This is a genomic window from Paenibacillus massiliensis subsp. panacisoli DSM 21345 (assembly GCF_000426545.1).
GTDB lineage: Bacteria > Bacillota > Bacilli > Paenibacillales > Paenibacillaceae > Paenibacillus > Paenibacillus panacisoli.
On sequence record NZ_AUFO01000008.1, the window covers coordinates 250,835 to 275,350 of the forward strand.

At 48.4% G+C, this 24,516-nt stretch carries 19 protein-coding genes; 5 read left to right on the forward strand and 14 right to left on the reverse strand.

All coding sequences use genetic code 11. The annotated features are described in order from the left end of the window. Positions 1-294: 294 nt before the first annotated feature. Positions 295-798, reverse strand: a complete 504-nt coding sequence (locus K331_RS0106140; protein ID WP_028589595.1) for a GNAT family N-acetyltransferase — start codon at positions 796-798, stop codon at positions 295-297. A gap of 376 nt (positions 799-1,174) precedes the next feature. On the opposite strand from K331_RS0106140, the gene K331_RS0106150 reads away from it, so the two are divergent. After that, on the forward strand, positions 1,175-1,906 hold the full coding sequence (locus K331_RS0106150; RefSeq protein WP_028589596.1) for an MBL fold metallo-hydrolase: 732 nt from the start codon (positions 1,175-1,177) through the stop codon (positions 1,904-1,906). Between the two features lie 290 nt (positions 1,907-2,196). Here the strand turns inward: K331_RS0106150 and K331_RS0106155 are convergent, their stop codons facing one another. Continuing rightward, on the reverse strand, positions 2,197-3,399 hold the full coding sequence (locus K331_RS0106155; protein WP_226383541.1) for a PQQ-dependent sugar dehydrogenase: 1,203 nt from the start codon (positions 3,397-3,399) through the stop codon (positions 2,197-2,199). 253 nt (positions 3,400-3,652) lie between these two features. On the opposite strand from K331_RS0106155, the gene K331_RS0106160 reads away from it, so the two are divergent. Next, on the forward strand, positions 3,653-4,741 hold the full coding sequence (locus K331_RS0106160) for a M24 family metallopeptidase (protein ID WP_028589598.1): 1,089 nt from the start codon (positions 3,653-3,655) through the stop codon (positions 4,739-4,741). A gap of 100 nt (positions 4,742-4,841) precedes the next feature. On the opposite strand, the gene K331_RS0106165 is transcribed toward K331_RS0106160, so the two are convergent. Then, the gene (locus tag K331_RS0106165; RefSeq protein WP_028589599.1) at positions 4,842-6,239 is read right to left on the reverse strand and encodes an L-cystine transporter; all 1,398 of its coding nucleotides are present in this window, start codon (positions 6,237-6,239) and stop codon (positions 4,842-4,844) included. 692 nt (positions 6,240-6,931) lie between these two features. Here K331_RS0106165 and K331_RS0106170 point away from each other — a divergent pair. Continuing rightward, complete coding sequence (locus K331_RS0106170) at positions 6,932-8,623, forward strand: methyl-accepting chemotaxis protein (protein WP_028589600.1); 1,692 nt, start codon at positions 6,932-6,934, stop codon at positions 8,621-8,623. Between the two features lie 128 nt (positions 8,624-8,751). On the opposite strand, the gene K331_RS0106175 is transcribed toward K331_RS0106170, so the two are convergent. The 4 genes from K331_RS0106175 to K331_RS0106190 all read right to left on the reverse strand — a co-directional run bounded on the left by K331_RS0106175 (position 8,752) and on the right by K331_RS0106190 (position 14,509). Beyond that, positions 8,752-11,037: a helix-turn-helix transcriptional regulator gene (locus K331_RS0106175; protein WP_028589601.1), complete on the reverse strand. Its 2,286-nt coding sequence runs from the start codon at positions 11,035-11,037 to the stop codon at positions 8,752-8,754. Positions 11,038-11,148: 111 nt separating this feature from the next. Continuing rightward, complete coding sequence (locus K331_RS0106180; protein ID WP_051289661.1) at positions 11,149-12,669, reverse strand: extracellular solute-binding protein; 1,521 nt, start codon at positions 12,667-12,669, stop codon at positions 11,149-11,151. A 34-nt stretch (positions 12,670-12,703) separates the two neighbouring features. Then, positions 12,704-13,579 (reverse strand): carbohydrate ABC transporter permease, encoded by an 876-nt coding sequence (locus tag K331_RS0106185; protein WP_028589603.1) that lies wholly within the window; start codon positions 13,577-13,579, stop codon positions 12,704-12,706. A gap of 15 nt (positions 13,580-13,594) precedes the next feature. Beyond that, a complete protein-coding gene (locus tag K331_RS0106190) occupies positions 13,595-14,509 on the reverse strand; it encodes an ABC transporter permease (RefSeq protein WP_051289663.1) in 915 nt (304 codons plus the stop codon). 217 nt (positions 14,510-14,726) lie between these two features. On the opposite strand from K331_RS0106190, the gene K331_RS0106195 reads away from it, so the two are divergent. Both K331_RS0106195 and K331_RS0106200 read left to right on the forward strand, forming a co-directional pair. Further along, the gene (locus K331_RS0106195) at positions 14,727-15,827 is read left to right on the forward strand and encodes a glycoside hydrolase family 88 protein (RefSeq protein ID WP_036634328.1); all 1,101 of its coding nucleotides are present in this window, start codon (positions 14,727-14,729) and stop codon (positions 15,825-15,827) included. Positions 15,828-15,854: 27 nt separating this feature from the next. After that, entirely contained in the window at positions 15,855-16,985 is a 1,131-nt protein-coding gene (locus tag K331_RS0106200) for a DUF2264 domain-containing protein (protein ID WP_028589606.1), read from the forward strand. A 128-nt stretch (positions 16,986-17,113) separates the two neighbouring features. Here the strand turns inward: K331_RS0106200 and K331_RS0106205 are convergent, their stop codons facing one another. From K331_RS0106205 to K331_RS0106235, 7 genes are all read right to left on the reverse strand, one after another. Continuing rightward, on the reverse strand, positions 17,114-18,796 hold the full coding sequence (locus tag K331_RS0106205) for a cobyric acid synthase (RefSeq protein WP_028589607.1): 1,683 nt from the start codon (positions 18,794-18,796) through the stop codon (positions 17,114-17,116). A gap of 71 nt (positions 18,797-18,867) precedes the next feature. Then, a complete protein-coding gene (gene cobS, locus K331_RS0106210) occupies positions 18,868-19,719 on the reverse strand; it encodes an adenosylcobinamide-GDP ribazoletransferase (RefSeq protein WP_028589608.1) in 852 nt (283 codons plus the stop codon). Beyond that, positions 19,713-20,273: a bifunctional adenosylcobinamide kinase/adenosylcobinamide-phosphate guanylyltransferase gene (cobU, locus tag K331_RS0106215; protein WP_028589609.1), complete on the reverse strand. Its 561-nt coding sequence runs from the start codon at positions 20,271-20,273 to the stop codon at positions 19,713-19,715. The genes cobS and cobU overlap by 7 nt, the downstream gene beginning before the upstream one ends. Continuing rightward, the gene (gene cobT, locus K331_RS0106220; protein WP_028589610.1) at positions 20,270-21,343 is read right to left on the reverse strand and encodes a nicotinate-nucleotide--dimethylbenzimidazole phosphoribosyltransferase; all 1,074 of its coding nucleotides are present in this window, start codon (positions 21,341-21,343) and stop codon (positions 20,270-20,272) included. Before cobT ends, cobU begins: the two co-directional genes overlap by 4 nt. Positions 21,344-21,601: 258 nt before the next feature. Then, positions 21,602-22,426: an ABC transporter ATP-binding protein gene (locus K331_RS0106225; protein WP_028589611.1), complete on the reverse strand. Its 825-nt coding sequence runs from the start codon at positions 22,424-22,426 to the stop codon at positions 21,602-21,604. Beyond that, the gene (locus K331_RS0106230) at positions 22,423-23,469 is read right to left on the reverse strand and encodes a FecCD family ABC transporter permease (RefSeq protein WP_028589612.1); all 1,047 of its coding nucleotides are present in this window, start codon (positions 23,467-23,469) and stop codon (positions 22,423-22,425) included. Before K331_RS0106230 ends, K331_RS0106225 begins: the two co-directional genes overlap by 4 nt. Beyond that, a complete protein-coding gene (locus K331_RS0106235) occupies positions 23,466-24,455 on the reverse strand; it encodes an ABC transporter substrate-binding protein (RefSeq protein WP_156897617.1) in 990 nt (329 codons plus the stop codon). The genes K331_RS0106230 and K331_RS0106235 overlap by 4 nt, the downstream gene beginning before the upstream one ends. Positions 24,456-24,516 lie beyond the last annotated feature (61 nt).

Here is a 24,516-nt window from a genome sequence, read left to right on the forward strand (position 1 = left end):
CACGATCTCTAGAGATCATTCAGACCCACAATCAGATGCAGTCAAGAGACTAATACCTCAGGCCAACACTCGTAAGTGTAGAGCCGGTACAGCAGGGAACCCTGTTGATCGCGGCGCTCTCCATATGGTTCAATTTAACCTTTATTAGCCCACAGTCTGGATATCCATAATCCAGACTGTGGGCTAAGCCGGCTGCTGCTATGCTGACCAGAACGGGTAATTTACATTCCTTGAGTACTCTTCCTTGAGTACGTTCTTAGTCGCCCCTCAGTACGTCTCCAGACTACTTCATGTCTAATCTACTCGCCTGCCTACAATCACCAAATCGCGTTCAATGCCGTCCAGTACCGCTATACGCGGATAATGTCCCCATTGCTCGAAGCCAAATTTCTTCAGAAGTGCCAGACTCGGCTCATTATGGCCGAATACGAAGCCTAGCAGCGTGTTCACACCCAGCTGTGGACAAGCCTGCAGAGCATGCTTGACCAGGCGGCTACCCGCTCCAATCCCTCTTGCTTCCTCATGGACGTAAATGCTTAGCTCCGCTGTTCCTTTATAGGCAGGCCTGCCATAGAAGGACTGAAGGCTGGCCCAGCCCATAATGCGTCCATGCTGGCGCAGTACCCATAGCGGTCGTTCATCACGCTTATGCTCCTCGAACCAAGGAATCCGACTCTCTACCGATATAGGCTCCAGATCAGCCGTTGCCATTCTGCCCGGAATCGTAGCATTGTAGATATCTACAATAGCCGGAAGGTCCTCACGCTCGGCATATTCAATCACAAAATCCTGTTCCATCTCTGCGCCTCCACTCTGCACATTCTCATACGTATGAGTTATATCAGTTACCTATAAATCTGGATTGCTATATTGTACAGGAATAACGGTACAAGCGTCACCTGTCTATCTTGTCTATCTTGTCTATCTTGTCTATCTTGTCTATCTTGTCTATCTTGTCTATCTTGTCTATCTTGTCTAGACTATCCAGCCTATCCGACTTGTTCATACTGTTAATGTGTTGTTTGCCTATACCGAGCATTCCATAAGCCTGCTACGCTTCGTTCCCATATTAGTTCACTCATCCTTTTTGCATCCTGCATTCGCGCTAATTTATAATACAATTAACTAGGATTTGTATAGCTTGTCGCTTATAACAAATAAGGAGGTATGATTCATGCCTAACAGCTCACATGTAACTGTACTTAATGTTCCTATGGAATCAACCTTTGGACCTTCGGTTATTCATCCTGTCCTGCTGAAGGATCAAGATGGTCTGACCCTGGTCGATACCGGCATGATCACCCAATGGGACCGCATAAAGGATGCCATTGCCGAGCAAGGCGAGGACTACAGGCAGATCAAGCGAGTGATCCTGACCCATCAGGATATTGATCATATCGGCAATGTACACAGCCTGCTGGACGAGCTTCCGGATACAGCATTATTGGCTCATGAAGACGAGATCCCTTATTTGACAGGCGATAAGCCTTTTATAAAAATGACGCCAGAACGTATCTCGCAGCTCCAAGGGATGATGCGTCAGGATGCGGACGCCCTTCTGGCTCGCCTACCGGATCTGCGATTCGTCAAGCTGCTCCAAGACGGCGATGTCCTTCCTTATGGGGGAGGCATCCAGATCATTCATACCCCAGGACATACGCCTGGTCATATCAGCATCTATGTTCCTCGTGAAGGGCTGCTACTGGCTGCCGACGAGCTACAGGTGGTGGATGGAGAGCTTGTCGGCCCGATGGAGGTAGCCACACCGGATATGAAGCAGGCTATTCTAAGCCTTGATAAGCTTCTGGAGCTGGAGATTCGGCAGATTTTGTGCTACCACGGCGGACTCTACTCCGATGAGGATACCGCTGCCACACTTCGCTCATTACGAGAGTCACTACGATAACCTTCCTAAGAGCAGCCAAAGCTGCATGTCCAAGGCTATTGCAATATGAGGACAAAAAGGACGTGCAAGCATCAGACCTGCCAACTACCAAAAAGCTGTGCATCAGACATAAGGGATAATCCCATATGTCTGATACACAGCTTCTTTTGTCGACTGATAACCGATAGCAAGCAAAACACGTTCGAAATGGATCAGTAAGCAGTGAGAGCGGCCCTTTCCCTGTAGAACCTGATGAATGAATATCCATTATATGAGCGAGTGCCTTGCTCCCTAGTTGGACTGACTATCTTCTAATTCCGTGGGACCAGGGCCAGCAGACGATCATCTTGGTCTGTAGGACTTCCACGGCCATCACGGTTATTTGTCCATATATAAATGGTCCCGTCCTTCCCCTCCATGACTCCGCGAATCCGGCCCCATTCCCCCTCAAAGCGCAGCTCTGCCGAAGGACTTGTACCAGCATCCGCTAACGTACTCCCTTCTTCCTGAGGTTCAATCAGGAGCAACCCTTCTCCTCGCAGACCTGCTACAGCTAACTTGCCCTGCCAAGGTCCAGCCTGTATTAGCTCCATGCCAGAAGGCGCCCAGGTATCTTGGCCACTGTGAAGCAGTGGTGTACGAAGCTCCTCGCTACTCTCGTCACTGGCAGCCTCGTCTCCCTGAATGAGCGGCCATCCATAGTTGGCACCTGCTTCAATGACATTAATCTCATCATGGGCGGAGGCTCCATGCTCCGAGCTGTACAGCTGTTCAGACGTCAGGTCCCACGCCAGACCTTGGGGGTTGCGGTGGCCCCAGCTATAGACTGGAGAATTCTGAACAGGGTTGTCTTCAGGGATGGTGCCATCGAGCTTGATGCGAAGAATTTTACCTGCCAGACTCTCACGATCCTGAGCAAGCATAGCATCAGACTTGTCACCTGTCGTGACGTACAGCATACCGTCTGGGCCGATCCGTAGTCGTCCACCATTGTGATTCGAGCTGCCAGGAATTTGATCCAGCAGCACTTTATCAATGGTGGCCTGATCCTCCTTGATATGAAGCCGCAACACCCGATTGAGTGTGTCCCCATTCTCCTCATAGGTATGATACACATATGCATAGCCATTAGTCATGAACTCCGGGTCCAGTGCAAGGCCTAACAAACCACCTTCTCCGCGACTAAGAAATGGCGCCGGCACCTCCAGAAGCGGTTCATTCCTCACCGAACCATTCTCCAGCACTCTCAAGACACCCGGACGCTCCGTGAAGTACATTTTGCCATCCTCAGCCTGCACGAATTCCCAGGGTACATTCAGTCCCTCGGCAATAAGCCTGATTTCAAAATCATGTCCAGGAACACTGGCTTCGATATTAGCTTCTTGTCCTTGTGCCTGCTCCTGCTGCGCTGCTTCTGACTGGAGCGGCGGAGCTGCTGGAGTATCGGCTGCCCCTGAAGTACAGCCCATCGCGAATAGCAACACAGAGCCACTGATCATGGCAGATAATCTCATATTAGACACGTTGGTTATAGCCCCCTTTTGAACCTCATCAGCTTGTACAGGTTAAACACAGAATAAGCACAGATCACACAGCTTACATCGAGCATTACCCTGACTGCTCTGGCTCTAAACGTTCATTCATAGCATTATGTTCAGGCGCAGGATGCAGATGATCTCTGCTTGAATTATAATATAGAGCATGTAAGTTCAGCAGCCTACAACAATTATGCGTCAACTCTAGGCTGCAGGAAAGGGATGAATAGAAGTGAATAATAACAAGCTGGACAACCTTCACGCCCAGATGGTAGAACATGGATGGCAAGGCATCCTGATTACGGATCCGAAGCACGTATACTATCTGACAGGCTTCGCCAGTGAACCCCATGAGAGATTTCTTGGATTGCTCCTGCTGCAAGGAGAAGAGCCCGCACTTATCGTTCCTGCACTGGATGAAGAGGCCGCAAGACAAGCTTCAAGCGTGTCCCGAATTCTCAGTCACACGGATACTAGTGATCCATACGTACTGCTGCAGCAATTGACCGGCACAGCGATGGAGACGTTCGCGATCGAGAAGGAACATGTCTCCGTCTCCCGCTTTGAGCTCATGAGACAAGCCATTGGAGCGAAGCAATATGCTGACGTGGGTCCAATTCTCCGTGATATGCGGGTACGTAAATCACCTGAGGAAATCCAGCGGCTGAAGCATGCTATCCAGCTTGTAGAGGATGTCCTTCGTCATGGACTGACCCATGTGAAAGAAGGTGTTACAGAGGTTGAACTCGTAGCTGAGCTGGAATATCACATGAAGAAGATCGGAGCTGACGGCCCCTCCTTCGATACCATGGTCTTGTTCGGCACCAACACAGGACTGCCCCATGGTGTACCAGGAACTTGCAAGCTGCAGCACGGTGATCTGCTCATGTTCGATCTTGGTGTCTACGCGAACGGCTATGCATCAGACATTACACGGACCTTCGCCTTCGGACATATTGCGCCAGAGGCAGAAGCCGTCTATAATGCAGTGCTACAGGCCAATCTCGCAGGTATTCAGGCCGCTCGGCCAGGTGTAACCTGTGCATCGGTTGACCAAGCAGCTCGCTCCGTCATTGAGAACGCAGGGTATGGCTCTGCTTTTAACCACCGCCTCGGTCATGGTCTCGGTATGGGCATTCATGAATACCCGTCCGTCCATGGGGCGAATACAGATCTATTGCTGGAAGGCATGGTGTTCACCGTAGAGCCCGGCATTTACATACCTCAGCTTGGCGGCGTAAGAATAGAGGATGACGTATACGTCACGGCATCTGGCGTTGAGGTTCTAACCTCCTTCCCTAAGGAACTGACTATACTGTAACACCAACAAGCCCGCGCAGGCTGACATCGGCTCACAATGCCTGTGTCACCCGCGCGGGCTCGTGTTTATTTTCAGTTATACCAGCCAATTCAGGCTAGATTTAGGATTGAACTGCCGCATCCAGATCACTACCACGGTCATTGAACACATCCTGATCGTTCTCCTTCATGATCTTGCTGGAGATCAAGCCAGAGGTCATGGAATCATTCACATTCAGAGCTGTACGCCCCATATCAATGAGTGGCTCTACAGAGATCAGAAGTCCAGCGAGAGCTACAGGCAAGTTCATGGTAGATAGTACAATCAGCGATGCAAAGGTCGCGCCCCCTCCGACTCCAGCCACTCCGAAGGAGCTAATGACAACCACCAGAATCAGTGTGAGAATGAAATCCCAGCTCGTAGGATCGATGCCCACAGTTGGCGCAATCATGACGGCCAGCATGGCAGGGTAGATTCCTGCACATCCGTTCTGCCCAATCGTGGCTCCGAATGATGCAGACAGATTCGCAATACCGTCAGACACGCCGAGCTTCTTCGTCTGCGTCTCGACATTCAGAGGAATCGTAGCCGCACTGGATCTGGACGTGAAGGCGAAGACAAGCGTCGGCATCACTTTTCTCAAGTAGGTCAGTGGGTTAAAGCCGAACAGCCCGATCAGAACCAAATGAATAATGAACATCACGATCAGTGCCACATAAGACGCAATGACGAATTTCCCCAGTTTGAGAATCTCTTCTGCGTTGGTCGTAGAAGCAACCTTCGTCATCAGGGCAAGCACCCCATAAGGCGTTAGTCGCAGTACTAATGTCACAATCCGCATCACGACAGCGTACACGGCCGTAATCATGTCACGGAAGGTCTTGGCTTGCTCCGGCTTCTTCCGGTCCAATCCAAGCACCGCAATTCCAATGAAGGCCGAGAAAATGACGACCGCCAGCGTGGAAGTACTCCGTGCTCCAGTCATATCAGCGAATGGATTCGAAGGAATGAAGCTCAATACCTGCTGCGGGATCGTCAGGTCCTGCACCTCTCCTACACGCTCCTCCAGAGCTGCTCCTCTAGCTTGCTCTGCCTCGCCACTGCTAATCTCAATCGCTGTCAGATTGAAGGACAGGCTCGTTACAATACTTACTGAAGCTGCAATGGCTGTTGTAATCAGCAGGATGGCAATGATCGAAAAGCTCATTTTGCCGACGTTTTGCTTACCCTTCAGATTCATAATGGCCGATATAATCGAGACCATAATGAGTGGAATAACAATCATCTGCAGCAGCTTCACATATCCGTTACCTACAAGATTGAACCAGTCTACAGATTTCGTGATGACCTCTGAGCCCGCCCCGTACACCACCTGAAGAATTGCACCATACACAATCCCGAGACCGAGACCAATAAAGACTCGCTTCGTGAATGATAGATGCTTCTTCTGTGTCCAGAACAAGAGGCCCAGTAAGCCCAGCATAATTACGATATTAAGAATAAGCCATAATGTATCCATTCAAGATCCTCCCGATTCTATTGAAATTGAAGCAAACTACTTACATCCTGCTTTTTAAACGAGTGTGCCAGCTTTTAAACGCCAACCTAATCTGGAAGTATGTATACGCTTCTGCTTCGATATTCCATCCTCTACATGCTGAACTACTATACCATAAAACCAATTAAACAGGTAGGCTTATTTATTAAAAAAATCATTTTCGTCGTCGCAGAAATAAATGATCCCCTACAACTCAAGCGGGATTTCGTCCATAATCACATGTATTCTCATGAATAAAAAATATTCTTATCAGCGTAATTACATAATATATAACATATCCGCGTTAGCTTATATGAATGATGGATAATTTTTATTCGAAAGTGGGTATTTTTTACTATTCAACCACGGGTTAATTTTGTAGAATAGTTCTTAAGCTGCTTTTTAGGGACTGTCATGATACAAACATCGCTTTTCTCCCCTTTCATCTTGGAATAATTTCAGGTCCTCGACATGAAGATCTTGCCTTATTTTTTGAGCCCATTACATAAGGGAAACGATAATGTATTATGGCAATTCCCTGTTCGGAACTGCCAAGGACAAGCCATACAGAGAATACGCGGGCACCTCATAAGATGCAGCGGCCTTTGGAGTAACAGCCTGTACGGGGCTTCAGAGAGAAGAGAGCTTATATTTATTGAAAGGGGAATTTTTGCATGCATCGAATTTCGCGCTCGATATCAGCCAAATTGAGGCTCCTACTCCTGGTAATCCTCTTGGCTACTTCGGTACTATTCAGTCTCAGCTTTTATTTTGTGTCGATGAACATCATCAATACCCATGTGATTCCACAATACGATCAGGCATTGATGCTCGGAGCACAGGATGTCTACAAGAATATGAACACTACACAAGCGATGCAGACCAAGCAGGGCGGAGATAGCGGTCGGATGGCAGCAGAGACTTACCTACAGCAGGAAGTCAACAAGCTGAATCTGCAAACTGCATTTCTCTTGGATGCCACTGAAGAGCAGGTGGTCATTCTGGCTCGCAACCCTGAATCTACCTATCAAGTGGGAGATAGCTTCGTAGCGCCGGAAGGGATTGACCTGCTGGCCCAAAGCAGTGAGCCTCAGATGAGTGACATATACTCTGATCAGCATGGGATTCACAAGTCAATATTCCTTGGCCTGCCTGGCAGCTCTCTCGTACTGGGTGTAAGTGTTGATTATACAGCTATCACCAGTCAGATTAGTCAGATTCTATGGATCTGTGTTGGAATAACATTCTCCACACTCATCGTTGGCTGGCTGGTATCTACCTGGGTCATTGGCAGACTGACACGGCCACTGGCAGATTTGGCCAAGCTTAGTGAACAGATTGCTCTCGGCGACCTTACACATGATATTCGCGTGAAGGGTGAGGACGAGATCGCTCAGCTGGCCAAGAGCTTCCACTCCATGACCCAGAATCTGAAGCAAATGATTCGACAGGTGCTTACGGCATCCAGCTCTGTAGTAACAGGCTCCAACACCCTCTTCGAGCGAGTGGACTCCATGAATGGTCTCGTCAAAGAATCCACAGTGGCAGCGGACGAAGTATTCAATGGCAGCAGCAGTATTGCTACAGCAGCCTCAGAGAATGCTCGCGCCATGGAAGAGATCACTCAAGGTATTCAGCATATTGCCGAGTCCGCTGGTCATGTCTCCGAACAGATCAGCAAGGCAACTGAAGAGGCAGTCAACGGAAATGAACTGGCTCAGAACGCCATGAACCAGATGATCCATGTGAGCCAAGCCACGGAGGAATCGACTCAATTCGTCCGTACGCTGAAGGAGCGCTCCGAAGCCGTTGGACAGGTCGTATCGTCGATCTTCGAGATTACTCAGCAGATTCAGATGCTCTCTCTTAATGCCTCCATTGAGGCAGCACGTGCCGGGGAGCACGGACGCGGATTCGCGGTCGTAGCTGGTGAAGTACGCAAGCTCGCCGAGCAATCCAAGACGGCCATGGAAGAAATCAATGACTATCTGAACTCCGTCAAGGAGGATTCCGAGCGTTCCGTCGATTCCATGATCAAGGTCCGCGAAGAAGTGCAATCAGGTAGCCAGGTCGTGCAGCAGGCTGGAACGGCATTTGGAGAACTGCTAGAACTCATCAAGAATATCAACTCGACGATTCAGTCCGTCTCTGCAGCAGCACAGCAGGTGTCCGCTGGATCAGAAGAGGTCAGTGCTTCGGTCGAAGAGACAGCGCAGATTACAGGGAAGTCTCAGCAAATGGTCGTGAACATCCGTGAGACCGCCGAAAATCAGCTTGAGCACATGGAGAGTCATTCTACTACAGTCGGAGAGCTTCATGAGCAAGCTAAAGCGCTGCAAGAGGCTGTACGCAAATTCAAAATATAGATACTCGTTCTAAAATAAACAGACTCCAGTCACCTTTTACGTAGCTGCTTCTCACGGGCACGTACGATGGTGATGCTGGAGTCTTTATTTATTGTGCGGGGTTACTGATATATAATCATTAGAATATATCATTCACTTTGAACGTCTTCCCTGTATTGACCTGGTGTAATTCCGGTACTCTTTTTGAACACACGAATAAAGTACGATGATTGATATCCAACTTTATCCGCAATTACATTTACTTTTAAATCTGTACTTCTCAGCAGTTCCTTAGCTTTCTCCAGGCGTAAGCTTGTCAAATAATCAATAAAATTCTCGCCTGTGATTTGTTTGAAGCCTCTACTTAATACATATGGAGTCGTACCTGCAAAATCAGCACAAGATTCAAGAGAGATATTATCCCTGTAGGATTGATTAATATGTGCTATAACAGTTTCAACCATTTGTTTGATCTGATAGTCCCTGTCTTGATGCAAGCGTTCGCAGTAAGGACGGATTAACAAGTCCTTGATCACTAAAGGAAACTTTGTTGAATCCTGCTGGTCGGATAATAGTTCGTAGGCAGATTTTCCCTGAAGTAAGGTATAAGGATTGTAACCCGAAGCTAAAATAGTGTGCTGGATGGCTCCCAAAAACTGAAGCATCCCCTCACGAACCTCAAGCTCATGATTGGCCTGATGGACTATTGTGCCATAGAACTTCTCCACCAACTCCATAGACTCTTCCAGCATGCCTATTCGTATAGCTTGAAGTGCTTGTTTCTCCAGATTAAAATCATATACGATCTCTGCTTCCTTCCTCGGTATTAGTCTATCAATATCCACAATCTGACTGTTCTGATGTAAATTCCGGAGATGAAGAGATTGCTTAGCCGTCTCGAAGATATCGGGAAGCTGCTTTAATGACGGTGTTGGACCTGCAACTGTTGCAGTTACTCTAAGCTTTACGAACGTTTCTACCATCTGTACCAGGTCCTTAACGACCGTGAGGAACTGTGATTTAATTTGCTCGTTGGACATTGAAGTACCATATGAGAAAAGTACGCCTACCGTTAAATCATGAAAGTTAACCGACCCGATTTGTTCAGGATACCTACTCGTGAAATCCCAGACGATATTCGCTGCAGCAAAAGAAGCAAGCTGTTCATCCCCATCAGCGAAGCTTCTGTCTGGATGCAAGCCATTGACTTGCAGCACTGCCAGAATAAATTGTCCATCCTTAATAATCCAGCCATACTGCTCCATTCGATCTTGGATCTCCGGTTCCTTTAACAGGTCCAAGTGGCCCTGAAGTAGCTGAGAGAGAAATGCTTCCTTTAGAGCAGGCAGATTGCGTTCAAGACGCTCTTGAAGGAGTTGACTTTCCCTATTTAAATGCTGCCATTGGTGCTCAATATACATAATCTCGTCCTCAGCATCTGGATGTTGCATTTCATTGGGACGCATTTTAGCAAAATTCAAGATTCTTCGTATGGGTTGATACAAGCGATATGATGCAATCCATGACAGGACGATTGCAGCCATTAGGCCCAATATACCCGTACCCACCATAAACTGAGACATAATGGTTACTGGCCTGGTCATTTTCTCCAATGAAGTTGCTGTGACATAATTCCAATTTAGATTGGGATGTATGAATTTGCCTGAAGACACGGAATAGCTGTTACCCTTCCATCTAAATATGAATGATTCTGAATCCGTATGGCTTTGGGACACTATGTTGAACAGTTCACGTTCCAGCTCCCCTGCTCGATTATCTTTTATAATCCGTGTTCCGTCATGACGAAATAAAAACGCTGCTCCATACTCCTCGTCGATATTAATCTCCTGAACGAATTCATCTAATAGGGTTGGATTAATATAGATAATCAACGCACCATAAGGATTCCCAGAGCTCCCAGGTAAATCATGCAATAGAGCGATCGATGATTCAGAAGCCTGGAAAGAAAACTCATCATACCAAAATAGAGCTTCATGCTCATCTAAAAGCGCTTTCAATCGATCGTTTTCACTAGAGCTTAAATAACGTATGCCTTCTATATCGTTAATCGTGGCAGCCTGATTTCGTATATATATCTCTATTTTATCAATGAGTGGATTTGTATTTTTCATAACAAATAAAGACTGGTATAGATCATTAATCGCTGCATAGTCCGTTTTTAGATTCAGCCCTTTCACTTGATTAGGCTCAAATATAGGATTGAATGCCCAGTGTGTGGCCATTAATTCAATTCGATCAAGCTGTTCGTCGATGCGTTCGATGGATTTAGCCAACAAAATGGTTCGAGTTCTTTCGACCTCCTGTGCAATATACATTTTTCCAATATAATAAAAGCTTCCCCCTACAATTAACATAGGCAAACAGGTTATGATCAGTACAAAAGTTAAACTTTTTCGAAAGTATACCTTCTTCAAGTTGAAGATCACCTCTCTATGTAATTCTTCAACGGCTGTGTCCCTTCCTTTAGAGAATAATAATTAGTGAAAACCTGCCTATCCCAAGAATAGACAGGTTCAATTATACATCTATTTCGAGCCTTCATTACGTTTGCGATAAGATTCATTCAGTTCATTGGTTATTTTAATTAGATCTGGATTCATTTTCAGTTCAGCTACAAAATGATCCCAATCAGAAATGGACTTCGCCCCTAAGATCACTTGGGTTTTTAGGTCCTGAATTTTCTTCTGGAGCTCAACTCCCACTTTTGTACTGGTCTCTGAATACAATCCAAACGCCGCATCAGGAACGCTTACTTTTGCCCGTTCGTCAATTATTTTTTTATTACGTTCATAGATGTCCACTGGCATTCCAGGTCTGTAGGCGCGGAAATATTTATCGTATTTAGACCAAATTTGCATGATGGCCGCTCCGGCATCCTTTTGGTACTGTTCATTAGTAACCTTGAAGCCATCTTTTTCTGTGTGATGAATATCCTTGAAGCCATAAGCAACGAGATCATAACCCTCATCAGTAGCACCGTATTCCAGAAACTCCATGATTTTATTCATCTTCGCTTCGGAGACGGATCTTGGAATGACATACATACCGAAGTAACCTACTTCTCTCGTTGCATAGTCATTTAGAGAGACTAAAGGAAGATAATCCGCCTCCGGAACTGTTTTTCTTAGCTCTGCTGTAGGCTCCCAAGCCGCTTCCACTGTATCGGTGAATCCACCAGCTTTGCCGGCCAGTACCAGATCCTTCGCTTGCGAAAGCTTCATCACGGCGAAATCCTCTGGAATCAACTTGTCCTGATAAGCTCGATTTAACCAGATTAACGCCTCTCGTACCTCTGGGAGAAGGTTTACGTTTGTCAACTTCCCATCAACAAGCTTCCAGTCTCCAGTATTCTGTGTAAATGTAGATTGAACCCAACCCAGACTCCCCAGACCATTATTATCGACAAAGCCTGCAATACCAATAGAACCTTTTTGTCGATCCCCTTCAGAATCACGCTCTACAAAAGCCTTCAACACGTTATACAGCTCATCCATGTTCGCTGGCGTATCAAGTCCCAGTGCATCAAGCCAGTCTTTGCGAAGGTAAGGGAACGCTCCACCGTCTACAGGTCGTACCCGAGGAACACCATAAGTCTTACCGTCAGATTGCTTGATGTTGTTCCAGCTGTCTTCAGGAAATGTGCTTAATTTAGGGTAGTTTTTATAAAGCTCGGTCATTTCCCAAAAGGCACCCTGCTCAGACATCTGGCGAACTTGGGGTGAGAATACATCTAAAATAAGCATCATATCCGGCAGGTCCCCAGAAGCAAGAGTCACACTAGCTTTGTCATTATAATTGTTGGGAGATACCCAAGTAATATTTAACTTCGTATTCGTGCGTTTTTCGATTTCTTTAAGAATCGGATTATCTTTATCTGGAGGCTGCGGCGTATAATAGGTCGTCATGATACTAATTTCTGTAATATCCGCGCTCTCTGCTTGTGAATTCTCTTTTGAATTACTTCCCGAATTAGTACAAGCCGATAAGACCAGAATAAATACCAGCAGGCCAATGATCCAGCTTGTAGACCTCTTGTTTCTCACCATACAATGATGCCTCCCTCTAATTGTGTATACGTTTTCACTCTTTCACAGAACCGAGCATGACACCTTTAGCAAAATGCTTCTGCAAGAAAGGATACACCAGCACAATAGGTAATGTCGCAATGACCACAGCAGCCATTTTGATGGTCTCAGGCGGAATTCGCTGCTCTGCCATCATCTCAGCTGCTGCCGCGCCTCCAGTTGCTGTTGATGCATCAATAAGCATGTTTTGCAAAAGTACTTGTAGCGGTTGTTTATCAAAATCATTGATGTATAACAGCGCGTAAAAAAACGTATTCCAGTAGCCTACCGCATAAAATAGACCAAATGCCGCTAGCGAGGGCAATGACAAAGGGAGAATAATACGAATCCATACGGTCATATCATTTGCACCATCAATTCGTGCAGATTCTTCCAGACTGGTTGGAATACTATCAAAAAAGCTTTTCATAAGCAGTACATACCAACCATTCGTCAAGACTGGCAAAATCAAAGACCAAGTACTATTTATTAAATTCAGATCACGTACTAATAAATAGGGCGGAATCATCCCAGGATTAAATAACGTAGTGATGAGGATAGCGAGCATAAAAAATCTTCTTCCGCGCAGTCGGCGACGAGAAATCGCATAAGATAGACCAGAAGTAACCAGCAAGCTCAAGACCGTCCCTACAATGGTTATATAGGCACTATTCCCCATCGACCGCATAAAGGCATCCGTTGATAGCAGATATTCATAGGATGCGAGCGACCATTTTTCTGGAAATAGGACAAGCCCTTTGCCAATAAATTCTGATGGGTCCGTAAAAGAAACTACAAATACATAATAAATCGGAAATAAAGTGGCGATTCCTATAAGCGCTAGCAGAATCCGATTACTCACATCAAACAAAAGATCATTCGCTGATTTCATAAATGAATCCTCCTATTAATAGACGCCCTCTTCCCCGAATTTCTTGGCTAAGCGGTTCGAGACAATAACTAGCGTAAGCCCTACGATCGATTTGAACAATCCTACAGCCGTACTGTAGCTAAATTGTCCCTGTTGAACACCCACTCGGTACACGTAGGTATCAAATACGTCGGCCACCTTTGCTACAGCCCCGTTCATCATCAGGAATACTTGTTCAAAGCCAATATCCATGATGTGTCCGATGCGCAAGATAAGCAGCACAATGATAACCGACCGAATCCCGGGAAGCGTAACATGCCACATTTGTCTGAATCGTCCTGCACCATCCATTCTGGCCGCTTCATATAGCTGTGGATCAACACCGGCGACAGCCGCCAAGAAAATAATAGTTCCCCAGCCTGCGTCTTTCCAGATCGACTGAATCGTCAGAATGCCCCAGAAGTAATCAGGGTTAGTTAGAAAATCAATCTTCTCGAAGCCTGCAGCCACTAACAGATTGTTAAATAACCCTTCTCCCTGAGATAAAAGTAAAAATGAGATACCAACGATAATCACCCATGACAGAAAATGAGGCAAATAAATGATCGTTTGAATTGATTTCTTATACAATCCTACCCTAAGCTCATTCAGCATAAGCGAAAGCAAAATAGGCAACGGGAAGAAAAAAACCAAATTCAGAATATTGATCGCCATCGTATTTCTTAATAAAGTAAGAAATTCAGGATTAGAGAAAAAACGCTGAAAGTGTTCAAAGCCAACCCATTCACTTTTCCAGAAGCCTATATAGGGTGAGTAATCTTGGAATGAAATCAGTACTCCCCACATCGGAATATATCGAAACACTAAAAAATATAGTAGCCCTGGTAAGGCCACGAGATACAGAAATCGATCTCGTTTGAGTTGCGACAACAGCAGTTCCCTTTTTGACATTGAGCCTCCTCCAATCAAAATGTTCTATGCAGCTCACGTGATAAAAACAGTCTAGTTATTACCTGCATTTCCGACAACCAGAACATCTTGCAGAACCCGTTCAATGCCCTTGCATAAGAGTCCGATTGACGGAAATTCACGGTTTAACTATGCTGTTGGGTGTCTTGAATGGAATTTCTTATGAAGAAGGAGTGAATTGAACTTGGTGGCCTATGACATGAGTGATCTTTGGCATCGTTTAGAAAAAAAAGTCGAGCAAATGATTCGGCAATTAGATGGAAAGTCTCCACATGCAGCAGGTAAGGACGGAAAATACGATAGCCTTGCCATCGATTGGTGGACCTCTGGTTTTTGGCCTGGCATCCTGTGGATCATGTACAAGCAAAGCAAAAATCCTCTATTTAAAGAGGCTGCCTGGACATGGGATGAGAACATTGAAAGCATGCTGATACAAGAAAATGACTTTTATCATGATCTCGGGTTTCAGTTCTTACCAACCGCAGTAGCAAAATATAAATATAGTGGTGATATTCAGAGTAAACGTAGAGGCTTGACAGCTGCGACTTTACTGGCAGGAAGATACAATCCTGAAGGCCGATTCATCAGAGCCTGGAATGGAAGCCAAGACACAGGCTGGGCCATTATAGATTGCACCATGAATTTATCCTTGCTTTACTGGGCCTCAATCGAGACTAACGACCCCAGATTCCGTCATGTAGCTACGGCTCATGCAGATACGACCATAAAGCATTTTATACGTCCCGACGGCTCCGTTCATCATATCGTCAGCTTTGATCCAGAGACGGGTGAACGTATAGAAGCCCTGGGTGGCCAGGGCTTCAGTCCGACCTCCGCCTGGAGCAGAGGGCAAGCCTGGGCTATATACGGCTTGGCCAACACTGCGCGAAATACTGGGGATGCGCGCTTCCTTGACGCCTCCAAAAGAGCGGCTCACTATTGGATGGCTGCTTTGCCAGAGGATCGTATCCCTTATTGGGATTTTCGAATAAGTCCCTTCGATGAACATGAACCACGTGACACATCAGCAGCAGCAATAGCTGCATCGGGCTTGTTGGAGTTGTCTGAACTGGTACCAGAAGATCAAGCAGCGATGTATCGGAACACGGCAATTCAGATGCTAGTTAGTCTGGATCAGAATTATGGAACATGGAATAATTCTGAGCATGAAGGCATTCTAACGGGAGGAACTGCCCATAAGCCGGACAACTGGAATGTGGATGTTTCACTGATCTATGGAGATTATTTCTTTGTGGAAGCTGTTGCCAAGCTCCTACATTGGCAAGATCGAATCTTTTAGTCAAATTTGAAAGAGGTGATGACCCACATGCTATGTGATCGCGAATATTGGATTCACACACTATATAACATTGCTTATCCCGTCCTAGAGAATCTGAAGAATCAGACTCTGAAAGTAAACATGCCTGTCCAATCCGTCGGCGTTGATCGTACAAGCTTCAGTCATCTTGAGGCACTCAGTAGAACATTAACTGGTATAGCGACTTGGCTTGAATCAGGTCCTAGAGACGGTAAAGAAGGTGAGCTGCGAGCGAACATGGCTGAACTCGCTCGTGCTGCCATCGAGTCATCTGTTAACCCGGCTTCACCAGATTACATGAATTTCTGCAGTGGAATACAGCCTCTAGTCGATACGGCATTTTTAGCCCATGCCATAGTTCGTGCACCACATGAACTGCTGGCTAAGCTTAGTCCAGATACACGTCAACATCTTGTCAATGCATTCCTGGCCTCACGCTCCATACGCCCGTTGTATAATAACTGGCTGCTTTTCTCGGCCATGATAGAGACTGCTCTCTATCTAATGGAAGAGACCTGGGATTCAATGCGAGTGGATTATGCGATCCGTCAACATGAACAATGGTATGTCGGGGATGGTATGTATAAGGATGGCCCTGAGTTTCACTGGGATTATTATAATAGCTTCGTCATTTATCCCATGCTCCTTGATGTCCTCGACACCTTGGGGAATCAGTACGATGACTGGTTGCAAATGAGAGAAAAATTATCGGTTCGTGCCCTCCGTTATGCTGCTGTGCAGGAACGTATGATTTCACCTGAAGGAACCTTTCCTGTTATCGGCCGCTCTCTTTCTTATCGCTTTGGTGTATTTCACCATCTGGCCCAGATGGCACTTCGAGACCAATTACCTCAAGGTGTGGAGCCAGCACAAGTCAGGTGTGCTCTAACGTCTGTAATACGACGGATCATAGAAGTCCCTGGAACATTCGATTCGGACGGCTGGCTTACAATTGGACTATGTGCGGAACAGCCGGAACTCGGTGAGCCGTACATTTCTACGGGGAGCTTGTATCTGTGTACAACCGTCTTCCTGCCTCTTGGTTTGTCAGAGCAGCATCCGTTCTGGCAGGGTCAGGCGGATTGGACATCAAAGAAAGCCTGGTCAGGGGAACAGGTGCTTATTGATCACGCTATCTGAGAAATGAGACTGACTGAAACAAAAATAGCAAATGGGTATATTACCCATTTGCTATTCGCCTTTTGCGATACGATCAAACACCTCACCGTCTTGAAACTAAGTTTTTTCCATTGTCTCATGTACAAGCCTTAATTCATACTCTCGATATTCATACTTCGTTGAGCCTGTAGCAGCTGATAGATATGATCCATATCCAAATGCTCCCGCACAACAGCCGCGACACGGTCGAACTCTTGATTCTTGACCTCTCTGGCCGAGAAGGTCGTCATACGTGGCTGCAAGCCCTTCTGCTCCCGGATCTGGTCCAGCCAAGCCCGGCGTAGCCGATCATTATCAAATATACCGTGCAGGTAAGTCCCCCATACACGGCCATCTGTTGTGCCGAAGCCTTCCTCTATCTCTGTTCCGTCTTCTCGCAGCAGGCGAAACAGCGCTCGTACAGATTCAGAAGCCGAGTATTCCGTCTTCCCCATATGAATTTCATAGCCATCAATCTCCATCCTGTGTGGAGTAGCCTCTTCCAACTCTTGATTCTCCCTACTACCAGCTGGCTTGTGCTTGGCTCCTTCAACGAAATCCGCTGCACCTGGTGCAGAATACGCCGCCATGCGAATAGGACAATCCTGTAGCGGGACACCCTGTACTCTCACCGTCCGCTTCTCCTTCATAAAGGTGGTCGTCAACGGAAGCAGTCCTAGTCCCTGCTCTACCCTTGCCTCCTGATGCTCTACTGCATCCGGGTCAACAAGGAAATCTCCCAGCATCTGATATCCGCCGCAGACGCCGACAAGCTGGCAGCTGCCCTCACTCCATACCTGACGGATCGCCTGAGCAAGTCCACTGGCCTTAAGCATTTGTAGATCTCCGATCGTATCCTTGGTCCCTGGCAAGATCATGATGTCTGGCGAACCCAGCTGATTCAGCTCGGTCACATATCGCACACTGACATCCTCTTCAGCCGCTAGCGCATCCAGATCTGTAAAATTCGAAATACGCGGATAACGAATTACTGCAATGTCGATATCCTTCCCCTTCAAGAATTGACGCGGCAAAGAATCCAGTACGACAGAATCCTCCGCTTCAATCCGCAGATCCTTTACGTAAGGCAACACACCGAGCACAGGCAGCCCTGTACGTTCCTCTAGCCAATCTAGCCCTGGCTGCAACAAGGAAATATCTCCCCTGAATTTATTGATGATGAATCCCTTCACCCGTTCTCGTTCGTGCGGCTCCAGCAGCTCCATCGTGCCTACAATCGAAGCGAATACCCCACCACGGTCAATATCCGAAATGAGCAGCACCGGGGCATCCGCCCAGCCAGCCAGATTCATATTTACTATATCCCGCTGCTTCAGATTGATCTCCGCTGGACTCCCCGCTCCCTCAATCACCACAACATCATGCTGTCCACGAAGACGATCCAGCGCCTCCATTACCATCCCCTTGGCCTCAGGCAGGAAATGATTCCGATAATCGGCAGCACTCATATTAGCAAATGGAGCACCATGGACTACAATCTGGGAATGCATATCTCTCATGGGCTTGATCAGGACCGGATTCATATCCGTTGTAGCCATGATTCCACATGCTTCGGCCTGAACGCCCTGAGCGCGTCCAATCTCCTTACCATCTGGCGTTACATAGGAGTTCAAGGCCATATTCTGAGATTTGAATGGAGCTGTTAGATAACCATCCTGAGTGAAAATCCGGCATAATGCCGTCGTAATAATACTCTTCCCCACATCCGAGGCTGTCCCCTGAAGCATCAGGACCGCAGCCTTCTTTCCAGTACCCATTTGATCAGATGCCATCCTGACTCCTCCTTTCATGCCTGCATTCCGGGTGAACCCTTCAACGTCACAGCCATACGCCAATCCATACGTTAATAGATACCGTACAGCGCGATCAGGAATAACAGCAAAGCCGTTTCTAGCAGTTCATTCAGTGCCCCGTATATATCCCCGGTCAACCCTCCAAGACGACGATGGATATGCGCGGCAACTCCATGACCGATCCCCCATGCCACTAATGGAAGCAGTACAGAACACAGCACATAATAGCCTGTATGAGGATAACCGATCAGCTCGAACGCCGCTAAATAATAATTGGAATTGTAAAGACTCAGTTCTCCTGCAACCAGCAAAAGGGTGATTCCACCAGCCCACAGCGTGCAGCGAATGAGCTCAGCGGTCCCCAAATCCTTGAAGAGCATAGCCAGACCTTCATCCCCACGTGCCGTCGGCCAGTGATGAATGGCCCTCACCATGAACCAACGGCTCCAGACCATGGGCAGCAGCACTAGAGCTATTATGGGACCTTCGGTAAGTACGGTATAGATCAAGGACAGCTTCAGCAGCAGTAGCAGTACACAAGCCAGCACGCCCATGGCACCGACCCGGCTATCCTTCATAATCTCAAGCATCCGTTCCCGTGTACGATAGCTTAGCAGTGCATCGGCCGCATCCATCCAGCCATCCAGATGCAAGCCTCCGGTTAACCATACCCATACGATCAAGGTTAGTACCGCAGCAGGAAATGCCGGAAGCACCAAGGAGAAGACGATAGCGCTGAACCATACGACAACGGCGATCGCGAGGCCCACAAGAGGATAGTAGATTGTGCTCTGTCTCAGCACCTTGGGAGTGAAGTCCACTTCCTTCTTCACCGGCAAGCGGGATAGGAACTGGAATGCGGCAGCAACAGCCTCCAAATGCCCTCTGCCTCTGCTTACCATTTGTACTCCAGCCGCTTCAGCTCAACAGGGATGCCAGCCGTCACGAGGAATACTTCATCACAGACAGCAGCCATCCGCTGATTCATGACACCACTCAGGTCCCGGTACAGCCTGCCCAGCTTATATTCGGGAACGATGCCGTTACCTACCTCATTTGTTACCAGAATCAGCGGCCCCGAATATGATCTGACGGCTTCTTCCAGCGCTGTAATTCCTGCTCGTGCCGTCTGCTCGGCCATCTCTTCATTAGCTAGTACCAAATTGGACAGCCATAGCGTAAGACAATCCACCAGTAGTGCTGGTGGTGGTGATTCATCTGAGCTGTGCCCATTACGATGCAGTAGCTCAGGTAGCTGCAATGGCTCCTCTATTGTCTTCCAAGCAAAGCTTGTCTGCTCCCGCTGACGGCGATGCTCAGCGATTCGAAGCTCCATCTCGACATCGAAGGCCTGTGCAGTAGCCACATAAGTGGCTTCCTTCGCACGGCTCATGCACAAACGCTCAGCAAAGCTGCTCTTCCCGCTTCTGGCTCCACCAGTCACCAGCGACTTCATGAAGAAGCCACCTCTTTTCCCGAGACGCCCGCACTGGAGAACGTCGCCATCTCCCGCATGATGCAGGCGGCAGAATCGATCAGGTGCAGAGCCAGAACTCCTCCTGTCCCTTCCCCTAGTCGCATATCCAGCTGGAGCAAGGGCTCCAGAGCAAGCTCCTTCATCACTGCAGCGTGCCCCTGTTCATGGGAACAGTGTGAAGCCAGCAGATAGTACGCGCTCTGGGGTTCAAGACTACGGGCAGCTAGCGCAGCAGCACTGGAAATGAATCCATCCAGCACGACTGGACAGCGACGGGAGGCTGCGCCGAGGATCACGCCCGTCAGCCCCGCAATCTCCAGACCCCCAACCTTGGACAGTACATCGAGTCCGTCTGCCTGATCCGGCTGATTGACCTTCAGTGCTCTTCTGACTACATCCATCTTCCGTTCCAAGCCTGCATCATCAATACCTGTACCTCTACCGACCAGTTGTGACAGATCTTGCCCTGTAAGCGCGCTCGCTACCGCAGCACTCGCCGTCGTATTCCCGATTCCCAGCTCCCCGGTAACCAGTAGACGATGACCACGCTCCACTGCATCAATCGCTACAGACGCTCCGGCCAGAATAGCCTGTATTGCTTCATTTCGGGTCATCGCAGGGCCTTGGGCCATATTCGCTGTCCCCTTACGGATCTTGCGGCTAATTAATGCTGGATGCTCCACGTCCGCATTAACCCCTACATCGACACAGATGACTTCTGCGGTAGCCTGTCTAGCCAACACATTCACAGCAGCCCCACCCTCTAGCATGTTGTACAGCATTTGTGGGGTTACTTCAGCTGGAAATGCACTCACGCCCTCGGCACATACACCATGATCTCCAGCCATGACAATAACTGCACGCTGCGTGAACTCTGGCTGTATCTTCCCTGTAATTCCAGCAAGTCGAATGGCAAGGGTCTCCAGCTTCCCAAGACTACCAGGCGGCTTCGTGAGTTGATCCAGGTGAGCCGAAGCTGCGCTCTCGGCCTCCTGATCAGCAATATTGTGTCTAATGGTATGTAAGAGCTGCTGTAATTCTTCATTCATAGCCTGCTATCCCCTTTGCAAATGTTGTTACTGAGCAGATCAAATAGGAGTGTAGAGCCGCTGCAAGCGGGGAGCCCTGTCGACCCTTGTTAAGCTTGCTGTTCTAATGAACGAAATGGAAAAGCTGATGAACAGCAAGCTTAAAGATGGACACTTCGTTTCTCTAGGGCTTCCCCGCTCTCCGCTTACCACGCCCTCTTCAGATCATTCAAACCCACAATCGTATTCGGTCAAGGTGCTAGTACTCTCCTTGAGTCTCTATCTGCGTGAGCTTCTGCGCAGCAGCAGCTGCGGCGCACCATGATCGGGATGCTCAATGACCAGCGAATCAATATCATACACCTTACGAAGCGTGTCCTCCGTCAGCAGCTCCGACGGTGTACCACATATACCAGCTTGACCCTCCTGCAGGATCAGCATGCGGTCACAGAACTGTGCTGCCAGATTCAGATCATGCAGCACTGCAACGATGGTAATCCCCGTTTCTTGCCGCCACTCAGACAGCAGCTCCATGAACTGAAGCTGGTATCTGATATCTAGATACGTGGTCGGCTCGTCCAGCAGCAGGATTTGCGGCTCCTGGGTCATTACCTTCGCCAGTGCTACACGTTGTCGCTGACCGCCGCTGAGCTGATCCAGTCTACGCTCCGCCAGTGGGAGCAGCTCCAGCTTCCCCAGCACCTGCTCCGTGATCTGACGCGTATCACCATCATGGTCCCTACCTAGCCAATCCTGATGAGGAAAACGCCCCATGTCCACGACATCCCGCACGGTATAGCCCATCGGAGGAAGCCCCTCCTGCTGGAGTACAGCAATGATTCTGGATAGCTCCTTGCGACGATATTCAGATACAGGGCGTCCCATAATTCTTACTTCACCCTCCCCGGGCTGCTCCACCCCGGACAAGACCTGGATTAATGTAGACTTGCCGCTGCCATTCGGACCGATGACACCCCACCATTCTCCCATCGCTACGGACCAGCTCAGTCCGGTGATGGCAGACACCTCTCCATATTTCTTGTGCAGTTGCAGCACATCCACCGCGGGACTCTTTACACCAGAGCTTACAGTAGTCTTGCTCATATCCAGCCTCCTTCTCCCCGTCGCTTGCTGCGATACAGCAAAAAGGCGAAGAACGGTGCACCGACAAAGGCAGTCACCACGCCCAAAGGAATCTCCATAGGAGCCAGTAACGAGCGAGCAGCGGTATCTGCCCAGACCATAAAGATCGCACCACCCAAAGCGGAAAGGGGAATAATGAGACGATAATCAGGACCTGTAATGAGTCGGATCATATGTGGAACGACGAGACCCACGAACCCGATCACGCCACAAATGGACACGGCAGCAGCCGTTAATAACGTAGCTACGATCAGGACCCACAGCTTCGTGCGGTCTACCTTCACACCTACATGAGCGGCCTGACGCTCCCCAAGCGCCAGAATGTTCAGCACTCGAGCGCGATTCCACAGAAACAGGATGCCGACTAGCACATAGGGGAGTAGCAGGAATACATAAGGCCAGCCCTTCAGACTGAGACTTCCCATGGTCCAGAATAGAATCTCATTGACCGTCTCCTTGGACATAGCTGTTAGAAATGATACAACCGCACCCAGAAAGGACTGCATGACCACCCCGGACAAGATCAGGCTATTCGTGGGAATCCGCCTACCTTCCCGAGCCAGCGTAATGACGGCCCATAGGGTCGTAACTCCTGTAACAAAAGCGATCATCGGCAATGTCCATAGACCGAAGAAGGCATACTGCAATCCCCAATAAATCAGTACCGCTGCCCCAACAGCCGCCCCCGAGGACACCCCTAGGGTAAAAGGGTCCGCCAGCGGATTGCGTAGCACGCCCTGAAAAGCGGCTCCTGCCAGCGACAAGGCTGCACCAGCTAGCATACCCAGCAATACGCGGGGCAAGCGCACCTGCACAATAATCTGCTCAGCGGAAGCCTCCCAATAAGGCGTAATACTTTCCTTCAGCCAGGGAAGCTGATGCCCCAGAATGCCTGCAATATGAGAGATGGGTAGATGCACTGAGCCAATACCCAGGCAGACGAGCAACGTCAAAAGGAGCAGCGCGCCACCAAGCGCTCCATAGCCTGCTAGTGAACGGATCATTTGAAGATTTCAGGATAGATTGCTTTGGCAACCTCCTTGAGTCCTTCCGTGACACGCGGGCCTGGACGGCTGATCAGATTATCCTCCAGTCCGAACACGCGGTTGTTGCGGATCGCATTAATCTTCGACCATCCCTGTCTCCCCTTGATGATCTGCTCCAGCGTCTCTCCAGTCTTCGAATCCACTACATTGCTGCCGTATAGAATAACGTCTGGATTCGCAGCAATCACCTTCTCTTCACTGATCGGATTCCAGCCCGTCATGTCTGATGCTATATTCATACCGCCAGCCAGTGTAATCATTTCATCCATGAATTCGCCCTTGCCGACCGTCCAGCCTGGCGAGAACTCGACATACACCTTCAGCCGCTGGTCTTCTCCGATATTTTTGACGCCTTCCTTCACAGCAGCAATATCCGCCTTCATCTGGTCCGTCACGGCTTGAGCTGCTACCTGACGATCTGCAATCTGTCCATAGAGCGTAATATTAGCCATCACATCGTCGAAGGTCTTGGGATCTGTCTTGAAAATCTGAATGCCAAGCGATCTTAGCTTGTTGGTAGCTTCTTCGCTTAATGAGATACCCGCAAATACTATATCCGGTTGAGCGGCAATGATAGATTCTTCATTCGGCTTTGTAATGCCACCCATTTTGGGCTTGTCCAGCGCTGCCTGCGGGTAATCATCGTAATCTGACACCCCGACGATCTCTTCATCCAGTCCAATAGCGAAGAGCGCCTCCGTCTCCGCCGGGGAGACAGATACGATTCGCTCCGGTGCTTTCTCGAAGGTAAATTCATGCCCTGTCGCATCCTTGACAGTAAGTGGATATTTCGTAGGACCGGCCTTCACGGCCTGTTGCTGCTCCTGCTCTGCACCTTGCTGCGTCGTCCCCTGATTCGCTCCGTTGCCACATGCTGCAAGCCCCAGTACGAGTAGTAAGGACAGCAGCCCCGTCATCCATATCTTCATTGTTCTCGTCATTATGATCTCTCTCCTGTCTTCTTTAATAAAATGGTAAACAAAAAACCGGACCTCTCATGAGGAC

Coding starts and splice junctions, on each gene's coding strand:
- K331_RS0106140 (WP_028589595.1), bottom strand. CDS start 798: ATGGAACAGGATTTTGTGATTGAATATGCCGAGCGTGAGGACCTTCCG.
- K331_RS0106150 (WP_028589596.1), top strand. CDS start 1,175: ATGCCTAACAGCTCACATGTAACTGTACTTAATGTTCCTATGGAATCA.
- K331_RS0106155 (WP_226383541.1), bottom strand. CDS start 3,399: ATGAGATTATCTGCCATGATCAGTGGCTCTGTGTTGCTATTCGCGATG.
- K331_RS0106165 (WP_028589599.1), bottom strand. CDS start 6,239: ATGGATACATTATGGCTTATTCTTAATATCGTAATTATGCTGGGCTTA.
- K331_RS0106170 (WP_028589600.1), top strand. CDS start 6,932: ATGCATCGAATTTCGCGCTCGATATCAGCCAAATTGAGGCTCCTACTC.
- K331_RS0106180 (WP_051289661.1), bottom strand. CDS start 12,669: ATGGTGAGAAACAAGAGGTCTACAAGCTGGATCATTGGCCTGCTGGTA.
- K331_RS0106185 (WP_028589603.1), bottom strand. CDS start 13,579: ATGAAATCAGCGAATGATCTTTTGTTTGATGTGAGTAATCGGATTCTG.
- K331_RS0106190 (WP_051289663.1), bottom strand. CDS start 14,509: ATGTCAAAAAGGGAACTGCTGTTGTCGCAACTCAAACGAGATCGATTT.
- K331_RS0106195 (WP_036634328.1), top strand. CDS start 14,727: ATGAGTGATCTTTGGCATCGTTTAGAAAAAAAAGTCGAGCAAATGATT.
- K331_RS0106200 (WP_028589606.1), top strand. CDS start 15,855: ATGCTATGTGATCGCGAATATTGGATTCACACACTATATAACATTGCT.
- K331_RS0106205 (WP_028589607.1), bottom strand. CDS start 18,796: ATGGCATCTGATCAAATGGGTACTGGAAAGAAGGCTGCGGTCCTGATG.
- cobS (WP_028589608.1), bottom strand. CDS start 19,719: ATGGTAAGCAGAGGCAGAGGGCATTTGGAGGCTGTTGCTGCCGCATTC.
- cobU (WP_028589609.1), bottom strand. CDS start 20,273: ATGAAGTCGCTGGTGACTGGTGGAGCCAGAAGCGGGAAGAGCAGCTTT.
- cobT (WP_028589610.1), bottom strand. CDS start 21,343: ATGAATGAAGAATTACAGCAGCTCTTACATACCATTAGACACAATATT.
- K331_RS0106225 (WP_028589611.1), bottom strand. CDS start 22,426: ATGAGCAAGACTACTGTAAGCTCTGGTGTAAAGAGTCCCGCGGTGGAT.
- K331_RS0106230 (WP_028589612.1), bottom strand. CDS start 23,469: ATGATCCGTTCACTAGCAGGCTATGGAGCGCTTGGTGGCGCGCTGCTC.